Raw genomic sequence first — 21,540 nt, 5'->3', positions numbered from 1 at the left:
AACATACCATGGCCGCTTGCGGACAAGGTATATAGGTTTAGATGATAGAAAGGAATGAATATGGAAAATAAGAATTCTTATAAAGTTCATTTTGCGATAATTGGAACGAGTAAAATTGCAGAAAGTTTTCTGGAGATAGCGGCTGATAACCGGGAATTCAAGCTGGAGGCAGTATATTCCAGAGATAAAGAGAAAGCTGCAAGTTTTTCGGAAAAATATGGTGCTATAAAGGCATATGACAATCTGGAAGCCATGGCAAACGACAAAGAGATTGATGCAGTCTACATTGCTAGCCCCAATTCATTACATTATGAACAGGCTCAGCAATTCATAAGAGCCGGAAAGCATATATTATGTGAAAAGGCATTGGGATCGAATAGACATGAAGTAGAAAATATGATACAGTCTGCAAAAGAAAATCAGGTGATTTTGCTGGAAGCAATGCGTTCGGTACATGATCCGGGGTTTCAAGTAATCAAAGACAATCTATACAAAATAGGGAAACTTCGTAAAACAGCATTTCGATATTGCAGATATTCGAGTAGGTATGATTCATTTAAACTTGGAGAGATGCATAACATTTTTGACACCAAGTTCTCTGCCGGGGCACTTATGGATATTGGAATATATTGTGTGGAACCAATGATTGCACTATTCGGGACACCGTTATCCTTCCAGGCTGAATCTGTCATATTGAGGGGTGGAATCGACGGAGCCGGTACTATTTTGGCAAAGTATGATGGTATGGTGGCAGAACTGAGTTATTCCAAAATTTCTGATTCTTTTATGCCCAGCGAGATACAGGGTGAATTAGGAACAATGGTGATACAAACTATTTATAATCCGGCGGAAATAAGGATTCGCTATCAGAATGGATATGAAGAGAAGCTTGAAACTGAGTCAAGTGATAATAATATGAAATATGAATTAGAAACATTTATAAATGCGGTAAAAGGGAAGAAAGATATCTCAGAGTATCAGCAGATTTCATATGATGCAATAAAGTTGATGGACGCAGTCAGGGAAGAATGCGGAGTTATATTTCCTGCGGATAAAAGTACTGATTAGAGTATACATATATTTGAATGCAAAGATGGGCTTAGCTCATCTTTGTTTTATGTAATAAGAAAGTGATCCTGCGGCATAAAAATGGATGCGCAGCTACGCGCGCAAAATAAAAGCCGTACTGTCAAGGCATCGGGTTAATGTATTAAAGTTTTTCTGTACTTTATGATATATGTCTATGTATTTATAGGGATAACTGGTATAATAATGACGAGGAGAATAGAACGAATATGAAGAGAGATATTACGCAGATTATAAGGATGCAAAGGACATTCTATGAGACAGGAGTGACGAAGCAATATAGATTTCGTATGAAGGCATTGGAGCGCCTGGAACATGCGCTTGAAGTATATGAAGAGGAGCTGAAACAGGCCCTGAAGGAAGATTTGAATAAGTCCCCTTCAGAAAGTTATATGGCAGAAATCGGATTAACGAAATCGGAGCTATCCTATGTAAAGAAGCATCTGCATAAATGGTCAACCCCAAGAAAGGTACCTACACCGATGGCTCAATTGCCGGGAGAGAGCTTTATCATACCGGAGTCTTATGGAGTGGCTCTTATTATGGCACCATGGAATTATCCTGTGTTGCTATGTCTGGAACCTCTTATTGGTGCGGTGGCAGCAGGAAACTGCGTCGTACTCAAGCCTTCCGCATATGCACCGGCGACTTCTGCCATTTTGAAAAGGATGTTAAAGGATATTTATCCTGAGAAATTCGTGGCAGTGGTGGAAGGAGGAAGGGAAGAGAATGTTATGCTCTTGGAACAACGGTTCGACTATATCTTCTTTACAGGAGGTGTATCCGTAGGGAGAATGGTTCTGGAGAAGGCGGCCAAGCACTTGACTCCGGTTACTTTGGAACTGGGAGGAAAAAGTCCCTGTGTGGTAGACAAGACTGCGAATATAGAGATAGCAGCAAGGAGGATTGCATTTGGTAAGATTATGAATGCAGGGCAGACTTGTGTTGCTCCCGACTATCTCTTAGTGCATAAGGATATAAAAGAAGAATTGGTGGGATGCATATGCAATGAACTTGTGCAAATGTTAGGAGAAAATCCCCTTGAGAATTCTGATTATCCAAAGATAATCAATCAGAAGCATTTTGAGCGGCTGCTTCATTTGATAGAGGGAGAGAAGGTAGTGACAGGAGGGCACTTTAAGGCAGAGACAAGGCAGATTGTTCCTACGGTGTTAGACGAGGTTTCTCTCGATTCACCGATTATGCAGGAAGAAATATTCGGTCCGATATTGCCGGTGCTTACGTTTCAAGCGAAGGAGGAAATACAGGAAATTATATCTTCCTTCGAGAAGCCGCTAGCATTTTATCTATTTACGGAAGATAAGGAGATGGAAGAATGGGCTCTTAGAACATTCTCTTTTGGGGGAGGATGCATCAACGATACGATTATGCATCTGGCATCTTCCTATCTTTCTTTCGGTGGGGTGGGGTATAGTGGTATGGGTGGATACCATGGAAAAGAAAGCTTCGAAACGTTCAGCCATAGAAAGAGTGTGCTGAAAAGAGGTCATCATCCGGATGTCACATTACGCTATCATCCATATACTGCTGCAAAGGATAAAATAGTTCGGCTATTTCTAAAGTAAAGATTCATTATGAGGGATGAACAAAGGAGAAGAGTGCGTATGAGACTAAGAGATTACAAGGTAAGGACAAAGATGTTGATATTAGGTATTATCATAGTTGTAGCTATGGCAGGTATATGCGCCGGTTTCCTTACCAGCGTGAGCAGGGTGAGCAATGAATCGCTCGATAAGCTGGAAGCGGTGATGTTAGAGGACTATGACAGGCAGATTAAGACACAGGTATATAATGCGTTATCTATGTTGGATGCGATATATGCCAAACATGAAGCCGGAGAATATACATTGGAGGAAGCGAAGAAGTTAGGTGCAGACCTTCTCAGAGAGATGCGCTATGGTGAAGGATGTTATTTCTGGGCAGATACTTATAATGGAGACAATATAGTACTGCTCGGTAATGCCACGGAAGGTACGAATCGAATAGCGGCCAAAGATGCCAATGGCTATGAGATGGTAAAAGAAATTATCAGGGTGGGACAGGAAGCTGACGGGGGATATGCCGATTATTGGTTTCCAAAAGAAGGAAGTGAAGAATCTTTTCCTAAGCGTTCTTATAGCAAGGCGTTCGAGCCATTTGGATGGGTAGTAGGAACCGGAAATTATATCGATGATATTAATATAGAGGTGGATAAAAACAGACAAGAACAGCAAGCTTATATTTCACAGAGCCTTATGAAGTTATTTATCATCGTTGTAATAGTTCTTTTGATAGAGGCTTTCTTCACATTTATAATAGCAAGAGAGATTATTAAGGCTTTAAAGACAGCGCTTGCTTATAATGAGCTGTTGGGGCAAGGAGATTTCACAGTTACGCTTCCGGATAGCTTCTTAGCTCGTAAGGATGATTTCGGGGTATTATCCAGAACGATGGATCAGATGAAAAATAACTTAAAAGAGTTAATTAGCGAAATTCATGGAGATATTCATGTTATCAAAGAAATGACCGGCAGCATTAATGATAAGGTATTGGAAGTAAATGTGGAAATGGAAACGGTATCTGCTACCACCCAAGAACTTGCGGCGAGTATGGAAGAGACAGCAGCTTCTTCCGAAGAGATTACAGCCATGTCACAGGAAATAGAAGTCTCTGCCAAGAATATTGCCGGCAAGTCGGAAGAAGGCGCTCAAAGAGTAGCAGATATTCTTAAAAGGGCGGAAATAGCCAGGGAAGAGACAAGGAAGGATCATGAAGCTGCAAGGCAAATTAATGGTCAGATTAAGACAGCGCTCGGACAGGCGTTAGAGAACATTAAAATAGTGGAAGAAATTAGTGCCCTATCCGATTCCATTATGGGAATTACATCGCAGACGAATATGCTCGCCCTGAATGCTTCAATAGAGGCAGCAAGAGCGGGAGAAGCCGGGAAAGGGTTCGCTGTCGTTGCGGAGCAGATAAGAATTCTGGCGGAGCAGTCCAGACAGACAGTGGTAAATATACAGCAAATAACAAGTCAGGTGAAGGAAGCGGTATCGGAACTTTCATTGTATGCGAAACAGTTGCTCGAATTCGTATCTACTGATGTGTCCAGGAGCTATAATAACTTTGACGGAACAGTGCAAGCATACCAGGAAGATTCTCAATTCGTGGATGGGTTGGTAAATGAATTCAGTAAAGAGGCCATTCGCCTATTAGATGCTATCACGGGAATTATGGAAGCGATAGAGGAAGTGGGGCATGCTTCTAATGAAGGGGCAGAAGGAACGACGGATATAGCATCGAAAGTTACTGATGTAGTGATGCAGACCGGACAGATGACTAATGCAGTCCAGGAGGCGAACGAAAGAGTACTGAAGGTAAATGGAGAAATTAGGAAGTTCAAGACAGAGTAAGAATGCATATGGAGGTAAAAATGGGAAGAGATGAAGAACTTCGAATGACATATTCAGGGTTGCTTATGAAGGATGGAGAAAAGATGGTGCGTGTCAGCTTCGAGCGTGGGAAAAAAGCCTATGCGGAAGGGATTATACCAAGGGGTGTTATTGAGAAGTCTTCAGGATTCAGCAAAGAGGAAATCGAAATGCTTACCATTTACCTGCAAGACAATGCTACGGATATCATTAATCGGGCAAAAGGTGTTAACTTCCTGAATGAATGGATAGGAAGAAAAGAATAGAAAAGAGTAAAAGCCACTCTTAGCGATACGGATGTAATATGAAAAGAAATGAATGAATAGAATGAGGTAACGAAAAGTAAAATGAGGAATTCATCATTTTAAACGTATTGACCAATATCTCTAATATTATTATTCCTGTTATCATTTTCTACATCGTAGCCTATGGTGTGATAAATAAGCAAAAAGTATATGAAGAATTCATTAAAGGAGCAAAGGATGGATTTCGTACAGTCATCGACATTATGCCTACGTTAGTAGGCTTGATGGTGGCTGTAGGAGTGCTGAGGGCATCGGGATTCCTCGGGTTTATCGGAAGAATATTCCGGGGAGTGACCGATGTAATTGGTTTTCCATCGGAACTTGTTCCCCTTGTATTTATTAAGATGTTCTCATCTTCGGCGGCAACCGGTCTCGTTCTCGATATTTTCAAGACATATGGACCGGACTCACGGATTGGGATGATTACCTCCATTATGATGAGTTGTACGGAGACTATTTTCTATACGATGAGTGTGTACTATATGGCAGCCAAGGTAACGAAGACCCGCTATACACTTGCCGGGGCTCTTATCAGTACGCTTGCGGGGATTGTTTGTAGTGTAATATTAGCGGGATTTACATAAGAAAGGTAATTTATAATGTATACGAAAAGAGATTTATTAGAAAGCCTGGATCGAATTGGGGTTGATAGGGCGGGAACGCTGATGGTGCAATTATCCTGTAAGGCGATTGGAGAAGTAGAGGGGCGTGGGGATACAGTACTGGATGCGCTTATGGAGTATATGGAATCGGGGCTGTTGGTATTGGCTGCCCATACGTGGGATAATGTGGATGTAAAGAACCCGGTAATGGATGTGCTGTATACACCGAGTTGTGTCGGTTTTTTGACAGAAAGATTCCGTAAACGTCCCGGTGTATATCGCTCACTGCATCCTACTCATTCGTTGTCTGCGTACGGTAAAGATGCAAAGGAATTCATTGCCGGTGAAGAGAAGATATCTACGCCTTGTGGAGAAGGTGGGGCGTATCATAGGCTATGGCAGAGAAATGCACAAATTCTCCTTATCGGTGTGAATTTTACCCGCAATACCTATATTCATGGTGTAGAGGAATGGGATGGTGCGGAAGGATCGATTTCCGATCAAAAGACGGACTTGTATGTAATTAATGAAGAAGGCCGGAGGATCTATACCCCTCAATATCGTCATTGTTCTGCACTCGGTTCTGAGGTATTCAGCAAGCTGGAGCCACAGGCGGTACAAGAAGGAATTCTGACCCTTGGAAGATTCGGAGATGCAACGACTCGCCTGATGAGGGCGGTGTCCCTCCGTGAGATGATCGCTCCGCTTCTGCAGGAGGATACACGGTATTTGATGCGTTATTAGTAAGCGATCAATTTTAATATAATTTGTTCTTTATGGAAGCTGATTTTTATTGAAATCAGCTTCTTATTTTTTGCTATGAGCAATGTAATTGCTCGCAAAACAACAAGAAATCTTAACTTTCGCAAAAAAAGAAAACCTATAATTTTAAAAAGCAAATATTTGCAATTCTTTCGCAATTATCTTGAATTTTCCCAGTAAACATTATTTGCTACACTCAATCTATGGAAAATTTAATCTTCGCAAGAAGGCAAGGTGTACCTTGCAGAAATGAGGAAAAATGAAAAAGAGATTGGTAAGTGTACTTATGAGTGTAACAATGGCAGCATCTTTGCTAGCAGGGTGCGGAAGCGGCGCAGGCGGCAGCAGTGCTGTTGCCAACACGGGAGATACAGCAGCTTCGGATGCATCATCACAGGCCGAAGCTACGGTGGAAGCAGAAGAAGAGACCGCTGCTGTAGATATTCCATTGGCCGGAGCGTGCTGGTATAACTTCGCGGATACTTTTATTTCCAATGCGAGACAGTCATTATTAAATATTGCTGCTGCGGACGGAGCAATTGCAGTGGAAGATGCGGATAGCCAGAATGATACGGCAACACAGACAAATAATATGAACAATATGTTCTCTAAGGATGTAGATTATCTGATATTAAATAATATTAACACAGGAGCAATTGATGATATCTGTAATCAGATCCTTGAACAAGGAACTTATGGAATCTTTGCTAATACAGATAGCCCTTCCGACGAGAACTTTGAGAAGAATGAGAAGCTATACAGCGTATCTTCTGTTGCGACACAATCCGGCGATATTATGGGTGAAGCAATTGTAGAATATTGGAAAGCTAATCCGGATGCGGATAGGAATGGTAATGGTAAATTAGATTATATTATGCTCTTAGGTATCCAGGGTCATTATGACACAACGGTTCGCTCTCAATACTCCGTACAGAAAATTGTGGACTCAGGAATTGAAGTGAATCAAATTGGCGGAGATCTTGTATGTGAATATTCCAGAGCGAAGGCACAAGAAGCGGTAGCGGCCTTACTCGCTAACTATAGCGATGATATTGATGCTATTATAGCTTGCAATGACGATATGGCGTTAGGTGGAATTGAAGCGCTGAAGGCCGGTGGATTTTTCGGTGAAGATGGCAAGAAAGTGTTGGTTGCAGGCGTAGATGCAACGGCAGTAGGCTGCGACGCTGTTAGAGAAGGAACTTTATTAGTAACTGCATTAAATAATCCGATTACACTTGCCAAAGCAACTTATAAAGTAATGAAATTAACGAGTGAAGGAAAAGAAGTAACAACAGAGTCTATGGGTCTTGACGGAGTTACAGTAGAAGGACGCCGCGTATGGATCGATTACAAGGCGATTACGAAAGATAACGTGGACGAAGCAAACTACGATATTAATGATACTGTAATAGAATAAATGAACCGCTTGTAAAAGCAGAATGGGAGGACAGGTATGCAAGGCTCTCAGCTTGTTCTGAAGATGGAAAATATATCAAAGAGATTTCCCGGTGTAAAGGCACTCGATAAAGTAAGCTTAGATGTTAAGCCGGGTACGGTTCATGCGTTGATGGGAGAGAATGGTGCCGGTAAATCCACTTTAATGAAGTGTGCTTTCGGCCTGTATCATCCGGATGAAGGAAGTATCTATGTGGAAGGCAAAGAGGTGCATTTTGAAAACGCCAGAAACGCCATGGATTGTGGAATTGCTATGATTCATCAGGAGTTACACCCCATCAAGACAAGAAATGTTATGGAAAATATATGGGTGGGGAGAATTCCCTATAAGAAAATAGCGGGTATCCATTGGGTGGATGAAAAAAGAATGTACAACGATACAAAAGCGCTTTTCGAAGAATTAGGAATTGATATTAATCCGAAAGCGATGGTAGGAGAATTATCGGTATCGCATTGCCAGCTTCTTGAGATTGCCAGAGCAGTTTCTTATAATGCTAAGGTTATTATCATGGATGAACCCACTTCTTCTCTAACGGAGACGGAGGCGGAGCTCTTGTTTAAGATTATCCGTTCACTTCTGGAAAAGAAGGTAGCTATTATTTACATATCGCACAAAATCGAAGAGATCTTAGAGATTTCCGATGAAGTAACGATTATGAGAGACGGCCAGCTTGTGGGATGCTGGCCGGCTGCAGAACTCACGATGGATACAATAGTGAATCGTATGGTGGGAAGGGAAATGACGCAAAGATTCCCGGAGAAGACACATGTACCCGGGCAGGAATATCTTAGAGTACAAAATCTCACTGCCGCCAGTGAACATTCTTTCAAGGATATAAGCTTCAGCTTAAAAAGAGGAGAGATTCTGGGAGTAGGCGGATTAGTGGGAGCACAAAGAACAGAATTGATGGAATCTATTTTTGGTCTGCGCCCTATATCCGGTGGGAAAATATTCATCGATGGGAAAGAAGTGAGTATTAAATCTCCTAGGCAAGCTATTAAACATGGAATGGCCCTTTTGACAGAGGAGCGGCGTGCTACCGGTATTATTCCTATGCTTTCTGTTATGGAGAATATTGTAGTATCCAATCAGAATGCGTATCCCAAGAAGTATAGGAAAGGGTTATTCTTAAATGAGAAGAAGAGAAGGGAAGATGCTTTAAAATACGTAGATTCCTTATCGATTAAAACTCCGACTCTCAAACAGCAGATTATGCACTTATCCGGCGGCAATCAGCAAAAGGCGCTGCTCGGCAGATGGATGTTAATAGAACCGAATATCTTAATATTGGATGAGCCTACGAGAGGGATTGATGTAGGAGCCAAATATGAAATCTACTGTCTGATGGAAGAAATAGCAAAGGCAGGAAAATGTGTTATTATGATTAGTTCTGAGATGCCGGAGCTTATGGGAATGGCGGACAGAATTCTGGTAATGTGTGAAGGCCATTTATCCGGAATATTGGAGCAGGATGAGATTTCTGACGAAAGGATTATGTATCTTGCCAGTACCTATGAAGCCGGCAAAGGAGAAGAAAATTATGATAGCAAAGCAATTTAACCTTAAGAAGTTTTTAACGAACTATGCTCTTTACATAATTATGATAATAATGATCATTGTAATAGCGGTAATTTCTCCTAAGTTCCTGTCATTTAGGGTGCTGAGAGATATTTTTATGCAAAGTTCCACACGAATTTTAGTGGCGCTCGGATGTATGTTCATTATCGTGTGCGGTTCCGCGGATCTTTCGGGAGGCCGTGTAGTTGGCCTGGCAGCAGTGTTTGCAGGGTCTTTCGCACAACAAGCTACATACTATAATAAATTTTGGCCCGGAATCGGTGAGCTTCCTATTATCGTTCCTATTTTTTCCGGTATTGCTATCGGTGCATTGTTCGGGATGATAAGTGGATTCACAGTTTCGAAGCTGCGGGTGCCGGCCTTTTTGGCAACGCTTGGAACACAAATGATAGCCTATGGCGTTAACTGTCTATATTTTAATAAGGCCCCCAACAATTCTCAACCACTTGGCGGTTACACCGAAGGCTTTAGTAAACTGGGGACGGGTTCCTTATTCGGAATTCCGTACTTAATTATTATTTCCTTAGGAGTGGCAGTTATCATATGGATCTTCCAAACAAAGACATGTCTTGGAAAGCAGATTTTTGCGGTAGGCGGTAACCCTGATGCGGCGAAAGTATCAGGAATCAACGTATTCAAGACATTAATGGTTACATTTACCGTTGCAGGAGCCTTATATGGCCTGGCCGGATGCCTGGAGGCCGCCAGAACAGGAAGTGCCACAAGCAGTTATGGACTTGGATATGAATTAGATGCGATTGCTTCTTGTATTGTAGGAGGATGCTCCGCAGGGGGTGGTGTAGGAAGAGTTCCCGGGGTGATTCTCGGTGTATTGATTTTTAATATTATTAATTATGGATTGACCTTCATCGGACTTAGCTCTTATTGGCAATTTGCAGTAAAAGGCCTTATTATCATTGTAGCGGTAGCGTTGGATGTACGGAAATATTCCGACAAAAATTAATAGTTGTAACAGCCGTATTTTATCCTTTATAGTTATATATAGACGGCGATTAATTCGCCGTCTGCACCGAGCACGGTCGCTTTGCGACAAAATACCACTTAGTGGGAGGCTTTACCTATGAGAAAAAATTGGATAGCTGCAAGTATGTTAATAGCTGCAATCCTTCTGAGTGTCATTATTATTGCTTTCTACAGGTATGGATTGCATATGGGAGAGGATGAAAAAGATTATATTAATACTATTAGAATCTCCGCAATCTTACCTCATAAGGACGATGGATATTGGTCGCTAGTAGAGGAAGGGTACTTAAAGGCGGAAGAAGATAATAAAGATAAGGTGGATATTCAAATTTATGTTCCCCAGCTCAATTATCATGTGGATCAGATGGTAGAGTTGATCGAACGCCAGGTGGCTGCGAAGGTAGATGCCATTATTGTACAGGGAATCGATAATAATAACTACAGCAATGCTTTGAAGAAAGCGATTGATGCGGGAATTCAAGTAGTATTGGTGGACACTGATATACGGGAATTCCCGGAACATCTCTATATCGGAACGAATAATAGAGAAGCCGGAATCAGAATGGGAGAAGAGCTTGTGAAGATTACCGGAGGGCAGGCGAAGGTAGCTGTTATGTCAGGAGATGAGAATTATTGGAATCTGGAGCAGCGATATGAAGGTCTGCTGGAGGTTACAGATCAATATTCCGGTATAGAAATCGTTCGTTTGGATTATGATTATTACGATGCTCTGACTGTAGTGAAAATATATAATGAAATTCTGGAAGAAAACCCGGAAGTAGATACTCTTGTATGTATTGAAGGGACGGCAGGACAGACCTTCGGTGTTGTTTTTACAGAGCCATTGGAGGATTACCGTCATATACTAACCTTTGATTCTTCCATATTCACAGAAGCTGGAATTAGGAATGGCATTTTGGATGGAACGATGGTACAGGGAAATTATCAGATGGGTTACCGTTCCGTACAAGAGGTCATACATTACGAAGAGACAGGAAGCTATACACAGAACAATATCTTTACTCCAATCTATTGGTATTCGAAGGAAGATTTGGAGGATGAGAATGAAGAATAAATCTTTGGCAGTAAGATTCTCGAAATTTCGGAATTCGGTAACGGGAAAGTATAGTCTTGGCTATCTGCTCCTCGGTGTAATTGCAGTTGTATTGCTCGTTATTTCTTTTATGAGCAATTATTCTGTTTCTATGAAATATAAGAATACGACGGATAGGCTCCTTGTGCTCAACGAGCTATATGTGAATATTGAGACGATTAACAGTTCCGTGAACAGCAGTTACCTTTACTTGAGAACAAATAATTACGAAGAATATATAGAGGAATGTAAGGCAGCAGAGTCTACCATTGAGAAAAACAATGATTATTTGAATCGAGAATATGCAAGAGAGATTATAGATACGATTCATACGGCGGAGACTTATATTGAACAGACAGATAGTCTGATGAGCAGATTGAAGGCTTATGTCGAAAGCCCCCAGAAGGAAGCGACGGAATATAGGGAGTTGGAGCAACTATATGGAGAGACGCAGAAGACGCTGGGATTCATGAATCTCAGTTTTCAAAGCGCTTATGCTCATCAATTAATATCGGTGAAGAAGACACAGAAAGAGATTCAAGAGTGGCAACAGTGGCTGGAAGTGATGCAGATTACACTGCTCATCCTGGGAGGCATGCTTTGCTTTTTATATTGCATTAGAATTATTAAAGGAATTACTCATTCTATTAAAAAGCTAACGGCAGTGGTGAAAAAGATTGAGGATGATGTATATGAAGAAAGTCATGTGGAGATGGACAGTAAGGATGAGTTCGAGGATTTCGGTAAAGCGTTTAATCACATGATAGATGTCATTCAAGCGCAGTTACGGAAGATAGAAGAGAATGCGAGCATTAAAGAGAGGCTGGCAGAAGTAGAGATAGAGAAGCTTAGGATCTATGGAGAATTGCAGAAGAGTCAATTAACTTTGCTCCAATCGAGAATTAATCCTCACTTTTTATTTAACACGTTAAATATGATATCCTCGCTGGCTAAGATAGAGAATGCGGATCGCTCGGCGGAACTAATGGAAATCACAGCCGCCTATTTGAGATATAACTTGGACAATCTCTCCAAATCGGTGACGCTTTCTCAGGAAATTGATAATTTGAAGAATTATGTCTGCATTCAAAAAAGTAGGTTTGAAGAGAGATATTCTTATTATTTCGATATCGAAGAAGCATGTGAAGACTTCCCTATGCCTTTTATGATTCTGCAACCCTTAGTAGAAAACTCCATTAAACATGGACTTGCCATGAAAATTACAGGAGGAGAAATAAGAGTAAGGGTTTATAAAAGGGAGGAGTTTCTCGTCGTGGAAGTGGAAGATAACGGAGTGGGAATGAGTCCGGAGAAAATACAGGAAATTATGTTGTCCTTGGAAGACTATGCTACACAATCGGAACATATTGGACTGAGCAATATTTACAGGCGCCTTCAATATTTTTATGAAGAGGAAGTGGAGATTCAGATCATCAGCAATCAGCAGCAGACACTAGTTCGTATTTTGCTGCCATTTGGAGAGGAAGAGAAGAATGCTTACGATGATAATAGCCGATGATGAGAACATCGCGAGAAAAAGTCTGGAATTATTCATAAAAAAGGAGTTTCCTGATATTGAAGTTGTTGCATCGGCAACGGATGGAATGGAGCTTGTGAAGCTGGTTGAGAAAGAGCAGCCGGATATTGCAATTGTGGATATTAATATGCCCGGCTTCACGGGAATCGAAGCGATTGAAATACTTCATAATAAGGGAGTTAGGACAAGATTCATTATACATACTGCCTATGGGGAATTCAATTACGTGAAGAAAGCGTTGGATATGAAGGTGGATGGATATCTTTTAAAGCCGGAAAAGCAAGAGGAGAGTATTCGTACCATTCGTAAACTATGTGACGATATAAGAAAGACTGCGAATGAGAATGAAGAGAAGTCTAATATAAGAAATCTTCTTCATGAAGTATCCCCTGTGTTGGAAAGTGAAATATTACTTTCTTTGGCAACTGATAAGGCTGAAATAGAGGAGTTTGAGATGCTTTGTCAGGTGAATGGTATAAAGTTCCATTCCGGCTGTATCGTGACGCTTATTCATTATGGAAATAAGTTGTTAAACAAAAAAGATATAAGAACGGCAGTGAGACAGACACTGGATACACTTTGTGATTATCTTGTTTCTATAACAGAGAGTAGTATTATTATCTTTCTTTTCCTTCCGGGACATATCATTAAGGAGGAGAAGGACAGTTGGATTTCAGATGTAACGAAGCTTCTGTTATACAATATAGAAGAAAAAATGAATACAGATTTCGGCATGGGAGTTGGGGCAGTGTACGACTCTTTTTCGGAGATGGGGAAATCCTATGAAGAAAGTTTGAGAATGCTAAAGTCCATCAAAAACAAAGAGATTACTGAATATTCTGCAGGGACAGGGCAGGAAGAGAAAAGAAGTATATATGTGGAACGGGCGGTCTCTTACATTAACAAATCTTTTGCCATGGACCTTTCTCTGAATATAGTGGCGGAGCATATTAAGCTAAGTTCATTTTACTTAAGCCGTTTGATAAAGCAGGAGCTGGGAGTTAGTTTTATCGAATACTTAACAAAAGTTCGCATGGAAGAGGCAAAACGCCTGTCATTAGAAACATCCCTGACAATAAAGGAAATTGCTGAGCGCTGCGGATATAGCAACGATACCTATTTTTGTAAGGTATTCAAACGGTATACGAATAAAACGATCGGAGAATTCCGAAGGGAACTATAGATAAATAAAAGGAGGCTATCATATGGCATTATTGCAATGTAATTTTTTCTCGAAGTCACTGTGCTTCGGAACGGATATTAACGTAGTGATTCCTACGCCTAATTCTGATGAAGTGTTAAATAAGAAGGAAGATTCTTATTTCTATCCGGGGGCAAAGTATCAGGTGCTTTATCTTCTGCATGGGGCATACGGAGATTATTCCGACTGGCTTAGATGGACCAGTATAGAAAGATACGCAGCGGAGAATCGTCTGGTAGTAGTTATGCCATCGGCATCGAACAGTTTCTATCAGAACATGTATCGAGGTTCTGATTATTTGGATTATATTACAAAAGAATTACCCGAATTTGTGCAGTCTATGTTCCCGGTCAGCCGAAGGAGAGAGAATAACTTTGTGGCAGGGCTTTCTATGGGTGGCTATGGGGCTGTGAAAACTGCTTTTGAGAGCCCGGAATTATTCAGTGCCTGCATCAGCCTTTCGGGGGCAATCGATATTGTGGGAGTGTATGAAAGTATCGAGGAGGGCGCGATAGAAGGTCCGTTTCTCTGGAAAGGAATTTTCGAAAAGCCGGAAGAAATAGCAGGTTCTGATGCAGATCTTATGGCGCTTTATCGGAAGAAAAAGGAACAGGGATATGCAATGCCAAGAGTATTCCAAAGCTGTGGTACGGAAGATTTTATTTATGAAAATAATAAAGCGGCACGGAAGAAGTTAGAGCTTATAGGTGTAGACGTAACTTATGAAGAGCATCCGGGAATCCACGATTGGTATTATTGGGATGAACATATTAGAAAAGCTATCGAGTGGCTGCCGTTGGCGAAACAAGCGGTAGCGGAGTAGGGAGGAAAAGCATATGGCACATATTCAATTGAACTTTTTTTCGGATTCACTGCGAAAAAGCACTAATGTACTCGTTTTTATTCCTACGACAGGGCCGGACGACTATCTATTTGATAAAGAGGAGCAATTCCTCTTACCGGATAAGAAGTACCAGACACTCTATTTGCTCCACGGAAGCTATGATGATTATGGCAGCTGGACGAGAAATTCCCGTATAGAGAATTACGCACAGGAGAAATGTCTGGCGGTGGTCATGCCCACGGTGGAAAATAGTGCTTATCTCGATATGGAATACGGAGAGAAATACCAGACCTATATCTCGAAGGAGTTACCGGAATTCCTCAGCGTAATTTTACCGCTTAGTACAAAAAAAGAGGATACTTTCATTGCGGGATTATCCATGGGCGGAGGCGGAGCGTTCCGCTTTGCAATGACTTTCCCTGAGAAATATCAGGCTGCAGCCAGCCTTTCGGGGGCTTTGAATATGAAAGCAGTGGATAACTGCGCTCATATGGATAAGATGCCGCTTAACTATATGCGTGCGATATACGGAGAAAAAGAGCATGGTGAAGTAATAGACCTGCTGGAAACAGCAGAATCGGAGAAATTACCACCTCTCTATATGGTCTGTGGTACGGAAGACTTCATTCTTCCTGCTAATGAGACCTTCTATGAAAAGGCAAAAGAAAAAGAAATCGATGTTATTTATGAAAAGTATTCCGGATCTCATAGCTGGGAATTCTGGGATATGTATATCCGTAATGTATTGGATTGGATGCCTTTGGCATGTAAGATGGTGTAATAAATACAAAATATATAGAGTAAAAGCAACGAGTTGAGGTTTGTTTCCGGGAATGTGGAAACAAACCTCAATTTAACTCTCACAGTTACATATACATACTCTTCTAGTCCGCTATAACAATATGGCACTTGTGCATAATAACAAGAGTTCCACTTATATGGAAGTGGCTAGGGTAAAGTTTTTGTAGGATATTAATTGAATAAAAAGAGAACGCCTCTTTGTGTTATGATTTTAACGACTAAGAAAAAATCGGACACAAAGGAAGGTGCTCTCTATGATTAAAAGTATACAACAGTTTGAAGAAAATGGGGCAAAAAATTTAACAGGAGTTCTGGAAAAGTTTTTGAAAGATCCTCAACAACAAGCAGAGTTTATCTATGGAATTACAGATAGTGTAGTACAGTTAGGACTGGACATGATTGCGGAGACTTTTGAAAGTATGGATGAAGAACTGAGAAACAGCGGATACAGAAGGAGAAACTGGGTCATAAGCAGACGAGATGAAACATCCCTGATTACCAGCCTTGGAACTGTGAGATATTGCAAGACACTGTTTAAGAACAAGAAGACTGGAGCCTGTGAATATCTGCTAGATCGGATCATGGGATTAGAAAGCCATGTAAGGATGACAGAAGATGCACAGGCGCAGATGCTTGAGGAAGCGGTCGACAGTAGCTATCGCAAAGGAGGAATCAGAGCCAGTCTTTCCGAAAAAGTCAGCAAACAGACAGTAAAAAATAAGATACATGATCTGAAATTTCATACAAAACCAGAAAAAATAGAGAATAAAAAACAGGTTTCCTATCTTTATATTGATGCAGATGAAGATCATGTGTCATTGCAGTATCTCGAGAAAAAGGGAGATATCACGAAACCTCGAAGCAACACCAGTATGCCTAAAATAGCCTATGTATATGAAGGTGCGGAATCAGAAGCGCCTAAAAGCGAAAGGTTTAAGCTGATCAATCCGAAGTACTTTGGGGGCATATATGAGGGAAGCAAAGGAGTAGAACAGTTCTGGCGAGAGATTTATGAGTATATCAGCGCCACCTATGACATGGATGCCATAAAACAGATTTATATTAATGGAGATGGTGCAGCCTGGATAAAAAGCGGACGTAAATTTATAGCCGGATCAACCTTCGTACTGGATAAATTCCATATGCAGAAATATATCACAGCAGCAACTTCGCATTTAATGGATTCGTCAGAGGATGCAAGAAGTGAACTGTATGGTGCCATACACAAGAGAGCGAAATGGATGGCATCCGAGACCTTTGAAAAAATCCTGAATATAACAGAAAACGAAGCACAAAGGAAAAAGGTAGAAAGTAGTATGGCTTATATCCTAGGGCATTGGGATGGGATCATGCAGGGTTTGAGAAATAAAGAAACACAAGTGGGATGCAGTGCAGAAGGACATGTGAGCCATATCTACGCAGACAGGATGAGTTCCAGACCATTAGGGTGGAGTAAGCATGGAGTTCACCAAATGGCAAAGCTAAGGATTTATAAAGCAAACAAAGGAAATATGTTGGAGTTGGTGAGAATGCAAAAGCAGGAGTTGCCCATAGCAGTGGGTACAGAAGAAAGAATCTATTTAAGCAGCGAGATGTTTCGATTGGAAAGCAAGCGACTGACAGAGGAACAACGCTATGTAGAAAGGATAACTCATAGCATTCCCTTTCCAGAAGTGAAAAAGATAGCTTATTTTAAAAACCACATTTGGGGATTGTAAAAAGAATAGAAAGTAGGTATATTGTGAAAAGAGGTTAAATCTAAAACACATCAAGGGGATTCTCTACCCAATTAAATCCTACAGTAAATTTACGCTATCATGGAACTGCATTTATTTGAAAGTGCACAAAAGAATTAATATAATAAACATAGATATAGTGACTATAATCTAAAAAATTAAATTCTAAAAAAGAAACTATGGAGGAAACGATGAAAAAGACAGTGATAGGAATTCTGCTTTGCCTAACAGTATCGTTAGCAGGATGTGGTCAAAAAGCACAAAACACGCAAGGCGCAGATACAAGTGTAGATATGGTGGAAACCAATGTGGAGGCAAATGCCAATACAGAAGTCGATGCGAATACGGAAGCCGAGGAAATAGCCGATGCAGAAACAGATGTGCCAGTGTCGGATGAAGTGACAATTTATATGGTAAGACATGGTAAGACATGGTAAGACATTTTTTAATACTACCGGACAGGTACAAGGATTCTGTGATTCCCCTTTAACAGGAGTAGGAATTGAACAGGCCCAACTAGTCGGAGCAGGACTGAAAGACGTGAAATTTGTCGCTGCCTATAGTGGTGAGTTAGGGCGTCAGATTAAAACGGCAAAATTAATATTAGAGCAAAATGATAATGAAATACCTATGCTGGTAGAGAATGTTGGTTTCAATGAATGGAATTATGGAGGATATGAAGGCGGAACCAATGCGGCGATGTGGAATCCAATTTTCGAAGAATATGGATATACTTTTGACGAAGAATGGACACACTACGGCGAAGTATATGAAATCTTAGGAGACCGTGGCATTGCGGATGCGATTGCAGCGAATGATGCGTTACAGGCGGCAGAGTCTTATGATGAGATTTTGGCTCGTGCCGGAGCGGCAATGAACCAGTTAGTGGAAGAATCTCTTGCGGCAGGTGGAGGTAATGTACTGGTAGTATCATCCGGCAGTCAGATACCGACTATTTTGGAGATGTATGTACCTGATGACTACAATGGCGAAGATATTGGAAATTGTTCTGTTACGATCTTGAAATATAAAGACGGTAATTATACAATGGAAGTTGTTGGTGATACTAGTTATCGTGAGGGCTAATTCAGTAACATGGTTCTAAGGTGACTTTAATAGTTTTTACATGTAACTGTGGAGGTGCTGAACAGACACAGTAAATTAATGGAAAGAGGGTGAAGTAAATGGAAAGGAAAAGCATGTTGATTTTCTTTGATATCGATGGCACCCTCTTAAATGATAAAGGTGTGTTGCGGGAGTCAGCGGGATTGGCACTGCAAAGGTTAAAGGAAAAGGGGCATAAAATATTTCTGGCCACAGGGCGTAGTAAGGTGGAGTTGCCGGAACAGCTTCTGGATTTGGAATTTCAAGGTATGGTCTTGGGAAATGGTTCCTATGTAGAATATGCAGGCAAGGAAATTTATCGCGATGTGATGGATAAAGAAATGCTTTATCATCTATCACAGGATTTGGAACAGTGGAATGCGCACATTTTGTATGGGGCGAAGGATGCTTGCTATGTTTGGCAATCATCCAAAGAGTACCTCTTGAACCTAATGCAAGAGATGTATCCGGAAACAGGCGTCTCAGAAGAGATGGAAAGAATCATGATGATTATTCACGATTCAAAGGATATCAATCAGATCGAGAAGATTAACTTTTTTAACTATAAAGGGAATCTGGATGAGCTAAAAGAAAAGTTTTCTGACTATTTTTATATCCTTCCGAACAGTATTGTTGATGCCTCAGATAAGAGTAGCGGTGAGGTGACGAAAATAGGAATTAATAAGGCAGTAGGAATAAGTCATATCCTAAACTATATTGATGAAACGAAAGAGTCAGTAATTGCCTTAGGTGATGGTTATAACGATATAGAGATGATTCAATTTTCTCATATTGGGATTGCGATGGAAAATAGTGTTCCAATATTAAAGCAGTATGCAGATATGATCGCACCGGATATAGATGCTGATGGAGTCTATACGGTATTGGAACAACTAAAGTTGGTATAATAATGTCATTTGTAATTATTCAGTAGGCTGGTGCACCTACTGCACTGAATAGTTACTAGTATTTTAAGAGGATGAGTGAGGCTGTCGCCTCAGTAGATGAATAATCTACTGGAGCGACAGCTTTTTTTGAATTATAGGAAAGACTTTATTATATTATTTTTAGGAATACTAGTTTTCATTTCTTCTAAAAAGTTATATGATAAGACGTAATTAAATTGAATTGTAGATATGAAGTATAAAGTTGAATAAAATGTGTTTTCAACTTATTTATTTGAATGCGCACGAAGCGTGCAGAGGGGTATGAAAATGAAGACATCGACAGATTTACAGAAACTTCTTAGAAGCATAGATCGTAAAGGTTATCCTGCATATAAAGATACTCGCGGTGCATATTCCTTTGGAAATTATACCCTATCCATTGACCATGTACAGGGTGATCCCTTCGCATCTCCGTCTAAAGTGAGTATCCATGTGGAGGGAACGAAGGCGGGATTTCCCATGGAGTGCTATGAGAAGAAGGAGCGTAGGGTAGCAATGCAGGATTATTTGCTCAGACTATTCGGAGACTCGGCAGAACGGTATAATTTTAAAGCGAAGGGTTCCGGCAAGAGCGGGCTTTTGGCGGTAAGCCGGTGTGGACAAGAGGTGATCGAGAGAACAGCATGTATGATTGCGCCGGAAAATGGAAATGTTACGGTACGTATAGAAATTGGGTTTCCTGCCAATGGGAGAACCATTTGCTCACAGGAACTTGAGAAAATTCTTTTTGATTTTTTGCCTCAATGTGTGCAAAGTGTATTTTTTTATGCGCGTCTAAATAAGGATGAGATAAAGAAGATATTGTTCCTGGCAGATGACAGGCATTATATAAGAGAGAACTTGGAGGGAATGGGGCTTGTAGCTTTTGTGGCTAATGGCTCGGTTCTGCCTAGGGAATCAGGAATTTCCGATAAACCGATGAAGAACAGTGTGCCGTTCCTATCGCCGGAGTCTATGGAGGTGAGGATGCAGCTTCCTCATAAGGGTGAGATATTCGGTATGGGAATCAAAAAGGGGATTACCTTAATTGTAGGAGGGGGCTATCATGGAAAATCCACCCTGTTAAAAGCATTGGAGCTTGGAGTCTATAACCATATATCAGGAGACGGCAGAGAATATGTAGTAACTATTGCTGATGCGGTGAAAATTCGTGCGGAAGATGGAAGAAGTGTAAAGGGAGATGATATCTCATTATTTGTCAATAATCTTCCGGGTGGAAAGGATACCAAAAGGTTCGAGACAGAGGATGCCAGCGGAAGTACTTCTCAGGCCGCGAATGTAGTGGAGGCGATTGAAAGCGGCTCTTCTCTGTTATTGATAGACGAAGATACGAGTGCCACCAACTTCATGGTGAGGGACGAGCTTATGCAGCGCGTTGTTCATAGAGATAAGGAGCCGATTACACCTTTTATAGAGAGGGCTAGATTCTTATATGAGGAAAGAGGAGTATCCTGTATTCTGGTAGCGGGAAGCTCCGGTTCTTATTTTCAGATTGCGGACTGTATTATTCAGATGGATCATTATAAGCCGGAAGAGATTACAGCATTTGCCAAAGAGGAAGCTAAGGCATTCCCGGCGGTGACGTTACCGCGAGAAGTACCTAATATGCCGGATTATAGACGTATGCCTATTCCTGCTTTAGTATTTGATGGGCATACATCGGAAAATAGGGGAAATGCGCCCGGAAGAGGTTATGGCAGGAGAGGGAATGAGCGAAGAGATGGTGACCGTATTAAAATAAAAGGAATGGGAAAAGAAGGAGTAATGCTTAATAAGGAGACGATTCATCTCCATTACGTGGAACAGATTGCGGATTCGGAGCAGGTGACGGCGCTTGGCTATCTGCTCGCTTATGCGCAGCAGAAGTTATTCAATGGGAAATATACGGTACAGGAAATTGTAGATAAGCTAATGGAATTAATGGAGAAGGAGGGTCTGTCAACTGTTGTTCCTGGGAGTTATCTTCCGGCAGGCATGGCGCTTCCAAGAAAACAGGAAGTATTCGCCTGTATAAATCGCTGCCGGAGTCTGCAGATAAAAGGTCTGTAGAGCCTGATAAGAGAATCCGGG

Annotated in this window: 19 protein-coding genes; all 19 read left to right on the top strand. The window is 41.1% G+C overall.

Translation table 11 applies throughout. The features are described from left to right. Positions 1 to 54: 54 nt before the first annotated feature. The 19 genes from RBB56_RS08655 to RBB56_RS08565 all read left to right on the top strand — a co-directional run bounded on the left by RBB56_RS08655 (position 55) and on the right by RBB56_RS08565 (position 21,519). On the top strand, positions 55 to 1,068 hold the full coding sequence (locus RBB56_RS08655; protein WP_306721974.1) for a Gfo/Idh/MocA family protein: 1,014 nt from the start codon (positions 55 to 57) through the stop codon (positions 1,066 to 1,068). A gap of 227 nt (positions 1,069 to 1,295) precedes the next feature. Beyond that, the gene (locus RBB56_RS08650) at positions 1,296 to 2,672 is read left to right on the top strand and encodes an aldehyde dehydrogenase (protein ID WP_306721973.1); all 1,377 of its coding nucleotides are present in this window, start codon (positions 1,296 to 1,298) and stop codon (positions 2,670 to 2,672) included. Positions 2,673 to 2,711: 39 nt separating this feature from the next. After that, positions 2,712 to 4,499 carry a methyl-accepting chemotaxis protein gene (locus RBB56_RS08645; protein ID WP_306721972.1) on the top strand — a complete coding sequence of 596 codons (1,788 nt, stop codon included), beginning with the start codon at positions 2,712 to 2,714 and terminating at the stop codon, positions 4,497 to 4,499. A gap of 20 nt (positions 4,500 to 4,519) precedes the next feature. Further along, complete coding sequence (locus tag RBB56_RS08640) at positions 4,520 to 4,783, top strand: hypothetical protein (protein ID WP_306721971.1); 264 nt, start codon at positions 4,520 to 4,522, stop codon at positions 4,781 to 4,783. 116 nt (positions 4,784 to 4,899) lie between these two features. After that, on the top strand, positions 4,900 to 5,406 hold the full coding sequence (locus RBB56_RS08635; protein WP_442905448.1) for a spore maturation protein: 507 nt from the start codon (positions 4,900 to 4,902) through the stop codon (positions 5,404 to 5,406). A 15-nt stretch (positions 5,407 to 5,421) separates the two neighbouring features. Then, the gene (locus RBB56_RS08630; protein WP_306721969.1) at positions 5,422 to 6,168 is read left to right on the top strand and encodes an AAC(3) family N-acetyltransferase; all 747 of its coding nucleotides are present in this window, start codon (positions 5,422 to 5,424) and stop codon (positions 6,166 to 6,168) included. A 277-nt stretch (positions 6,169 to 6,445) separates the two neighbouring features. After that, the gene (locus RBB56_RS08625) at positions 6,446 to 7,606 is read left to right on the top strand and encodes a galactose ABC transporter substrate-binding protein (RefSeq protein WP_306721968.1); all 1,161 of its coding nucleotides are present in this window, start codon (positions 6,446 to 6,448) and stop codon (positions 7,604 to 7,606) included. Between the two features lie 36 nt (positions 7,607 to 7,642). Continuing rightward, positions 7,643 to 9,205: a sugar ABC transporter ATP-binding protein gene (locus RBB56_RS08620; RefSeq protein WP_306721967.1), complete on the top strand. Its 1,563-nt coding sequence runs from the start codon at positions 7,643 to 7,645 to the stop codon at positions 9,203 to 9,205. Next, positions 9,186 to 10,187 carry a galactose/methyl galactoside ABC transporter permease MglC gene (locus RBB56_RS08615; protein ID WP_306721966.1) on the top strand — a complete coding sequence of 334 codons (1,002 nt, stop codon included), beginning with the start codon at positions 9,186 to 9,188 and terminating at the stop codon, positions 10,185 to 10,187. The genes RBB56_RS08620 and RBB56_RS08615 overlap by 20 nt, the downstream gene beginning before the upstream one ends. 117 nt (positions 10,188 to 10,304) lie before the next feature. Next, on the top strand, positions 10,305 to 11,282 hold the full coding sequence (locus tag RBB56_RS08610) for a sugar ABC transporter substrate-binding protein (protein ID WP_306721965.1): 978 nt from the start codon (positions 10,305 to 10,307) through the stop codon (positions 11,280 to 11,282). Further along, the gene (locus RBB56_RS08605; protein ID WP_306721964.1) at positions 11,272 to 12,819 is read left to right on the top strand and encodes a sensor histidine kinase; all 1,548 of its coding nucleotides are present in this window, start codon (positions 11,272 to 11,274) and stop codon (positions 12,817 to 12,819) included. The genes RBB56_RS08610 and RBB56_RS08605 overlap by 11 nt, the downstream gene beginning before the upstream one ends. Further along, the gene (locus tag RBB56_RS08600) at positions 12,794 to 14,020 is read left to right on the top strand and encodes a response regulator (protein WP_306721963.1); all 1,227 of its coding nucleotides are present in this window, start codon (positions 12,794 to 12,796) and stop codon (positions 14,018 to 14,020) included. Before RBB56_RS08605 ends, RBB56_RS08600 begins: the two co-directional genes overlap by 26 nt. 22 nt (positions 14,021 to 14,042) lie before the next feature. After that, positions 14,043 to 14,861, top strand: coding sequence for an alpha/beta hydrolase (locus RBB56_RS08595; RefSeq protein WP_306721962.1), 819 nt, complete (start codon positions 14,043 to 14,045; stop codon positions 14,859 to 14,861). Positions 14,862 to 14,874: 13 nt separating this feature from the next. Then, on the top strand, positions 14,875 to 15,663 hold the full coding sequence (locus tag RBB56_RS08590) for an alpha/beta hydrolase (RefSeq protein WP_306721961.1): 789 nt from the start codon (positions 14,875 to 14,877) through the stop codon (positions 15,661 to 15,663). A 274-nt stretch (positions 15,664 to 15,937) separates the two neighbouring features. Continuing rightward, positions 15,938 to 17,401 carry an ISLre2 family transposase gene (locus RBB56_RS08585; protein WP_306720215.1) on the top strand — a complete coding sequence of 488 codons (1,464 nt, stop codon included), beginning with the start codon at positions 15,938 to 15,940 and terminating at the stop codon, positions 17,399 to 17,401. 209 nt (positions 17,402 to 17,610) lie between these two features. Then, complete coding sequence (locus RBB56_RS08580) at positions 17,611 to 17,856, top strand: hypothetical protein (protein WP_306721960.1); 246 nt, start codon at positions 17,611 to 17,613, stop codon at positions 17,854 to 17,856. Beyond that, entirely contained in the window at positions 17,840 to 18,505 is a 666-nt protein-coding gene (locus RBB56_RS08575) for a histidine phosphatase family protein (RefSeq protein WP_306721959.1), read from the top strand. Before RBB56_RS08580 ends, RBB56_RS08575 begins: the two co-directional genes overlap by 17 nt. 98 nt (positions 18,506 to 18,603) lie before the next feature. After that, entirely contained in the window at positions 18,604 to 19,431 is an 828-nt protein-coding gene (locus RBB56_RS08570; protein ID WP_306721958.1) for an HAD family hydrolase, read from the top strand. A 306-nt stretch (positions 19,432 to 19,737) separates the two neighbouring features. Next, the gene (locus RBB56_RS08565) at positions 19,738 to 21,519 is read left to right on the top strand and encodes an ABC-ATPase domain-containing protein (protein WP_306721957.1); all 1,782 of its coding nucleotides are present in this window, start codon (positions 19,738 to 19,740) and stop codon (positions 21,517 to 21,519) included. Positions 21,520 to 21,540 lie beyond the last annotated feature (21 nt).

This window comes from Kineothrix sp. MB12-C1, from assembly GCF_030863805.1.
Classification (GTDB): domain Bacteria; phylum Bacillota; class Clostridia; order Lachnospirales; family Lachnospiraceae; genus Kineothrix.
Note: the sequence above shows the minus strand (reverse complement) of the source record. Positions and strands in the feature narration are given on the sequence as shown.

Bases quoted from the DNA above. Each gene is read 5' to 3' on its own strand.
- RBB56_RS08655 (WP_306721974.1), top strand. From the start codon at position 55: ATGAATATGGAAAATAAGAATTCTTATAAAGTTCATTTTGCGATAATT.
- RBB56_RS08630 (WP_306721969.1), top strand. From the start codon at position 5,422: ATGTATACGAAAAGAGATTTATTAGAAAGCCTGGATCGAATTGGGGTT.
- RBB56_RS08565 (WP_306721957.1), top strand. From the start codon at position 19,738: ATGAAGACATCGACAGATTTACAGAAACTTCTTAGAAGCATAGATCGT.
- RBB56_RS08570 (WP_306721958.1), top strand. From the start codon at position 18,604: ATGGAAAGGAAAAGCATGTTGATTTTCTTTGATATCGATGGCACCCTC.
- RBB56_RS08615 (WP_306721966.1), top strand. From the start codon at position 9,186: ATGATAGCAAAGCAATTTAACCTTAAGAAGTTTTTAACGAACTATGCT.
- RBB56_RS08585 (WP_306720215.1), top strand. From the start codon at position 15,938: ATGATTAAAAGTATACAACAGTTTGAAGAAAATGGGGCAAAAAATTTA.
- RBB56_RS08580 (WP_306721960.1), top strand. From the start codon at position 17,611: ATGAAAAAGACAGTGATAGGAATTCTGCTTTGCCTAACAGTATCGTTA.
- RBB56_RS08610 (WP_306721965.1), top strand. From the start codon at position 10,305: ATGAGAAAAAATTGGATAGCTGCAAGTATGTTAATAGCTGCAATCCTT.
- RBB56_RS08625 (WP_306721968.1), top strand. From the start codon at position 6,446: ATGAAAAAGAGATTGGTAAGTGTACTTATGAGTGTAACAATGGCAGCA.
- RBB56_RS08650 (WP_306721973.1), top strand. From the start codon at position 1,296: ATGAAGAGAGATATTACGCAGATTATAAGGATGCAAAGGACATTCTAT.
- RBB56_RS08645 (WP_306721972.1), top strand. From the start codon at position 2,712: ATGAGACTAAGAGATTACAAGGTAAGGACAAAGATGTTGATATTAGGT.
- RBB56_RS08590 (WP_306721961.1), top strand. From the start codon at position 14,875: ATGGCACATATTCAATTGAACTTTTTTTCGGATTCACTGCGAAAAAGC.
- RBB56_RS08640 (WP_306721971.1), top strand. From the start codon at position 4,520: ATGGGAAGAGATGAAGAACTTCGAATGACATATTCAGGGTTGCTTATG.
- RBB56_RS08595 (WP_306721962.1), top strand. From the start codon at position 14,043: ATGGCATTATTGCAATGTAATTTTTTCTCGAAGTCACTGTGCTTCGGA.
- RBB56_RS08605 (WP_306721964.1), top strand. From the start codon at position 11,272: ATGAAGAATAAATCTTTGGCAGTAAGATTCTCGAAATTTCGGAATTCG.
- RBB56_RS08620 (WP_306721967.1), top strand. From the start codon at position 7,643: ATGCAAGGCTCTCAGCTTGTTCTGAAGATGGAAAATATATCAAAGAGA.
- RBB56_RS08600 (WP_306721963.1), top strand. From the start codon at position 12,794: ATGCTTACGATGATAATAGCCGATGATGAGAACATCGCGAGAAAAAGT.
- RBB56_RS08575 (WP_306721959.1), top strand. From the start codon at position 17,840: ATGGTAAGACATGGTAAGACATTTTTTAATACTACCGGACAGGTACAA.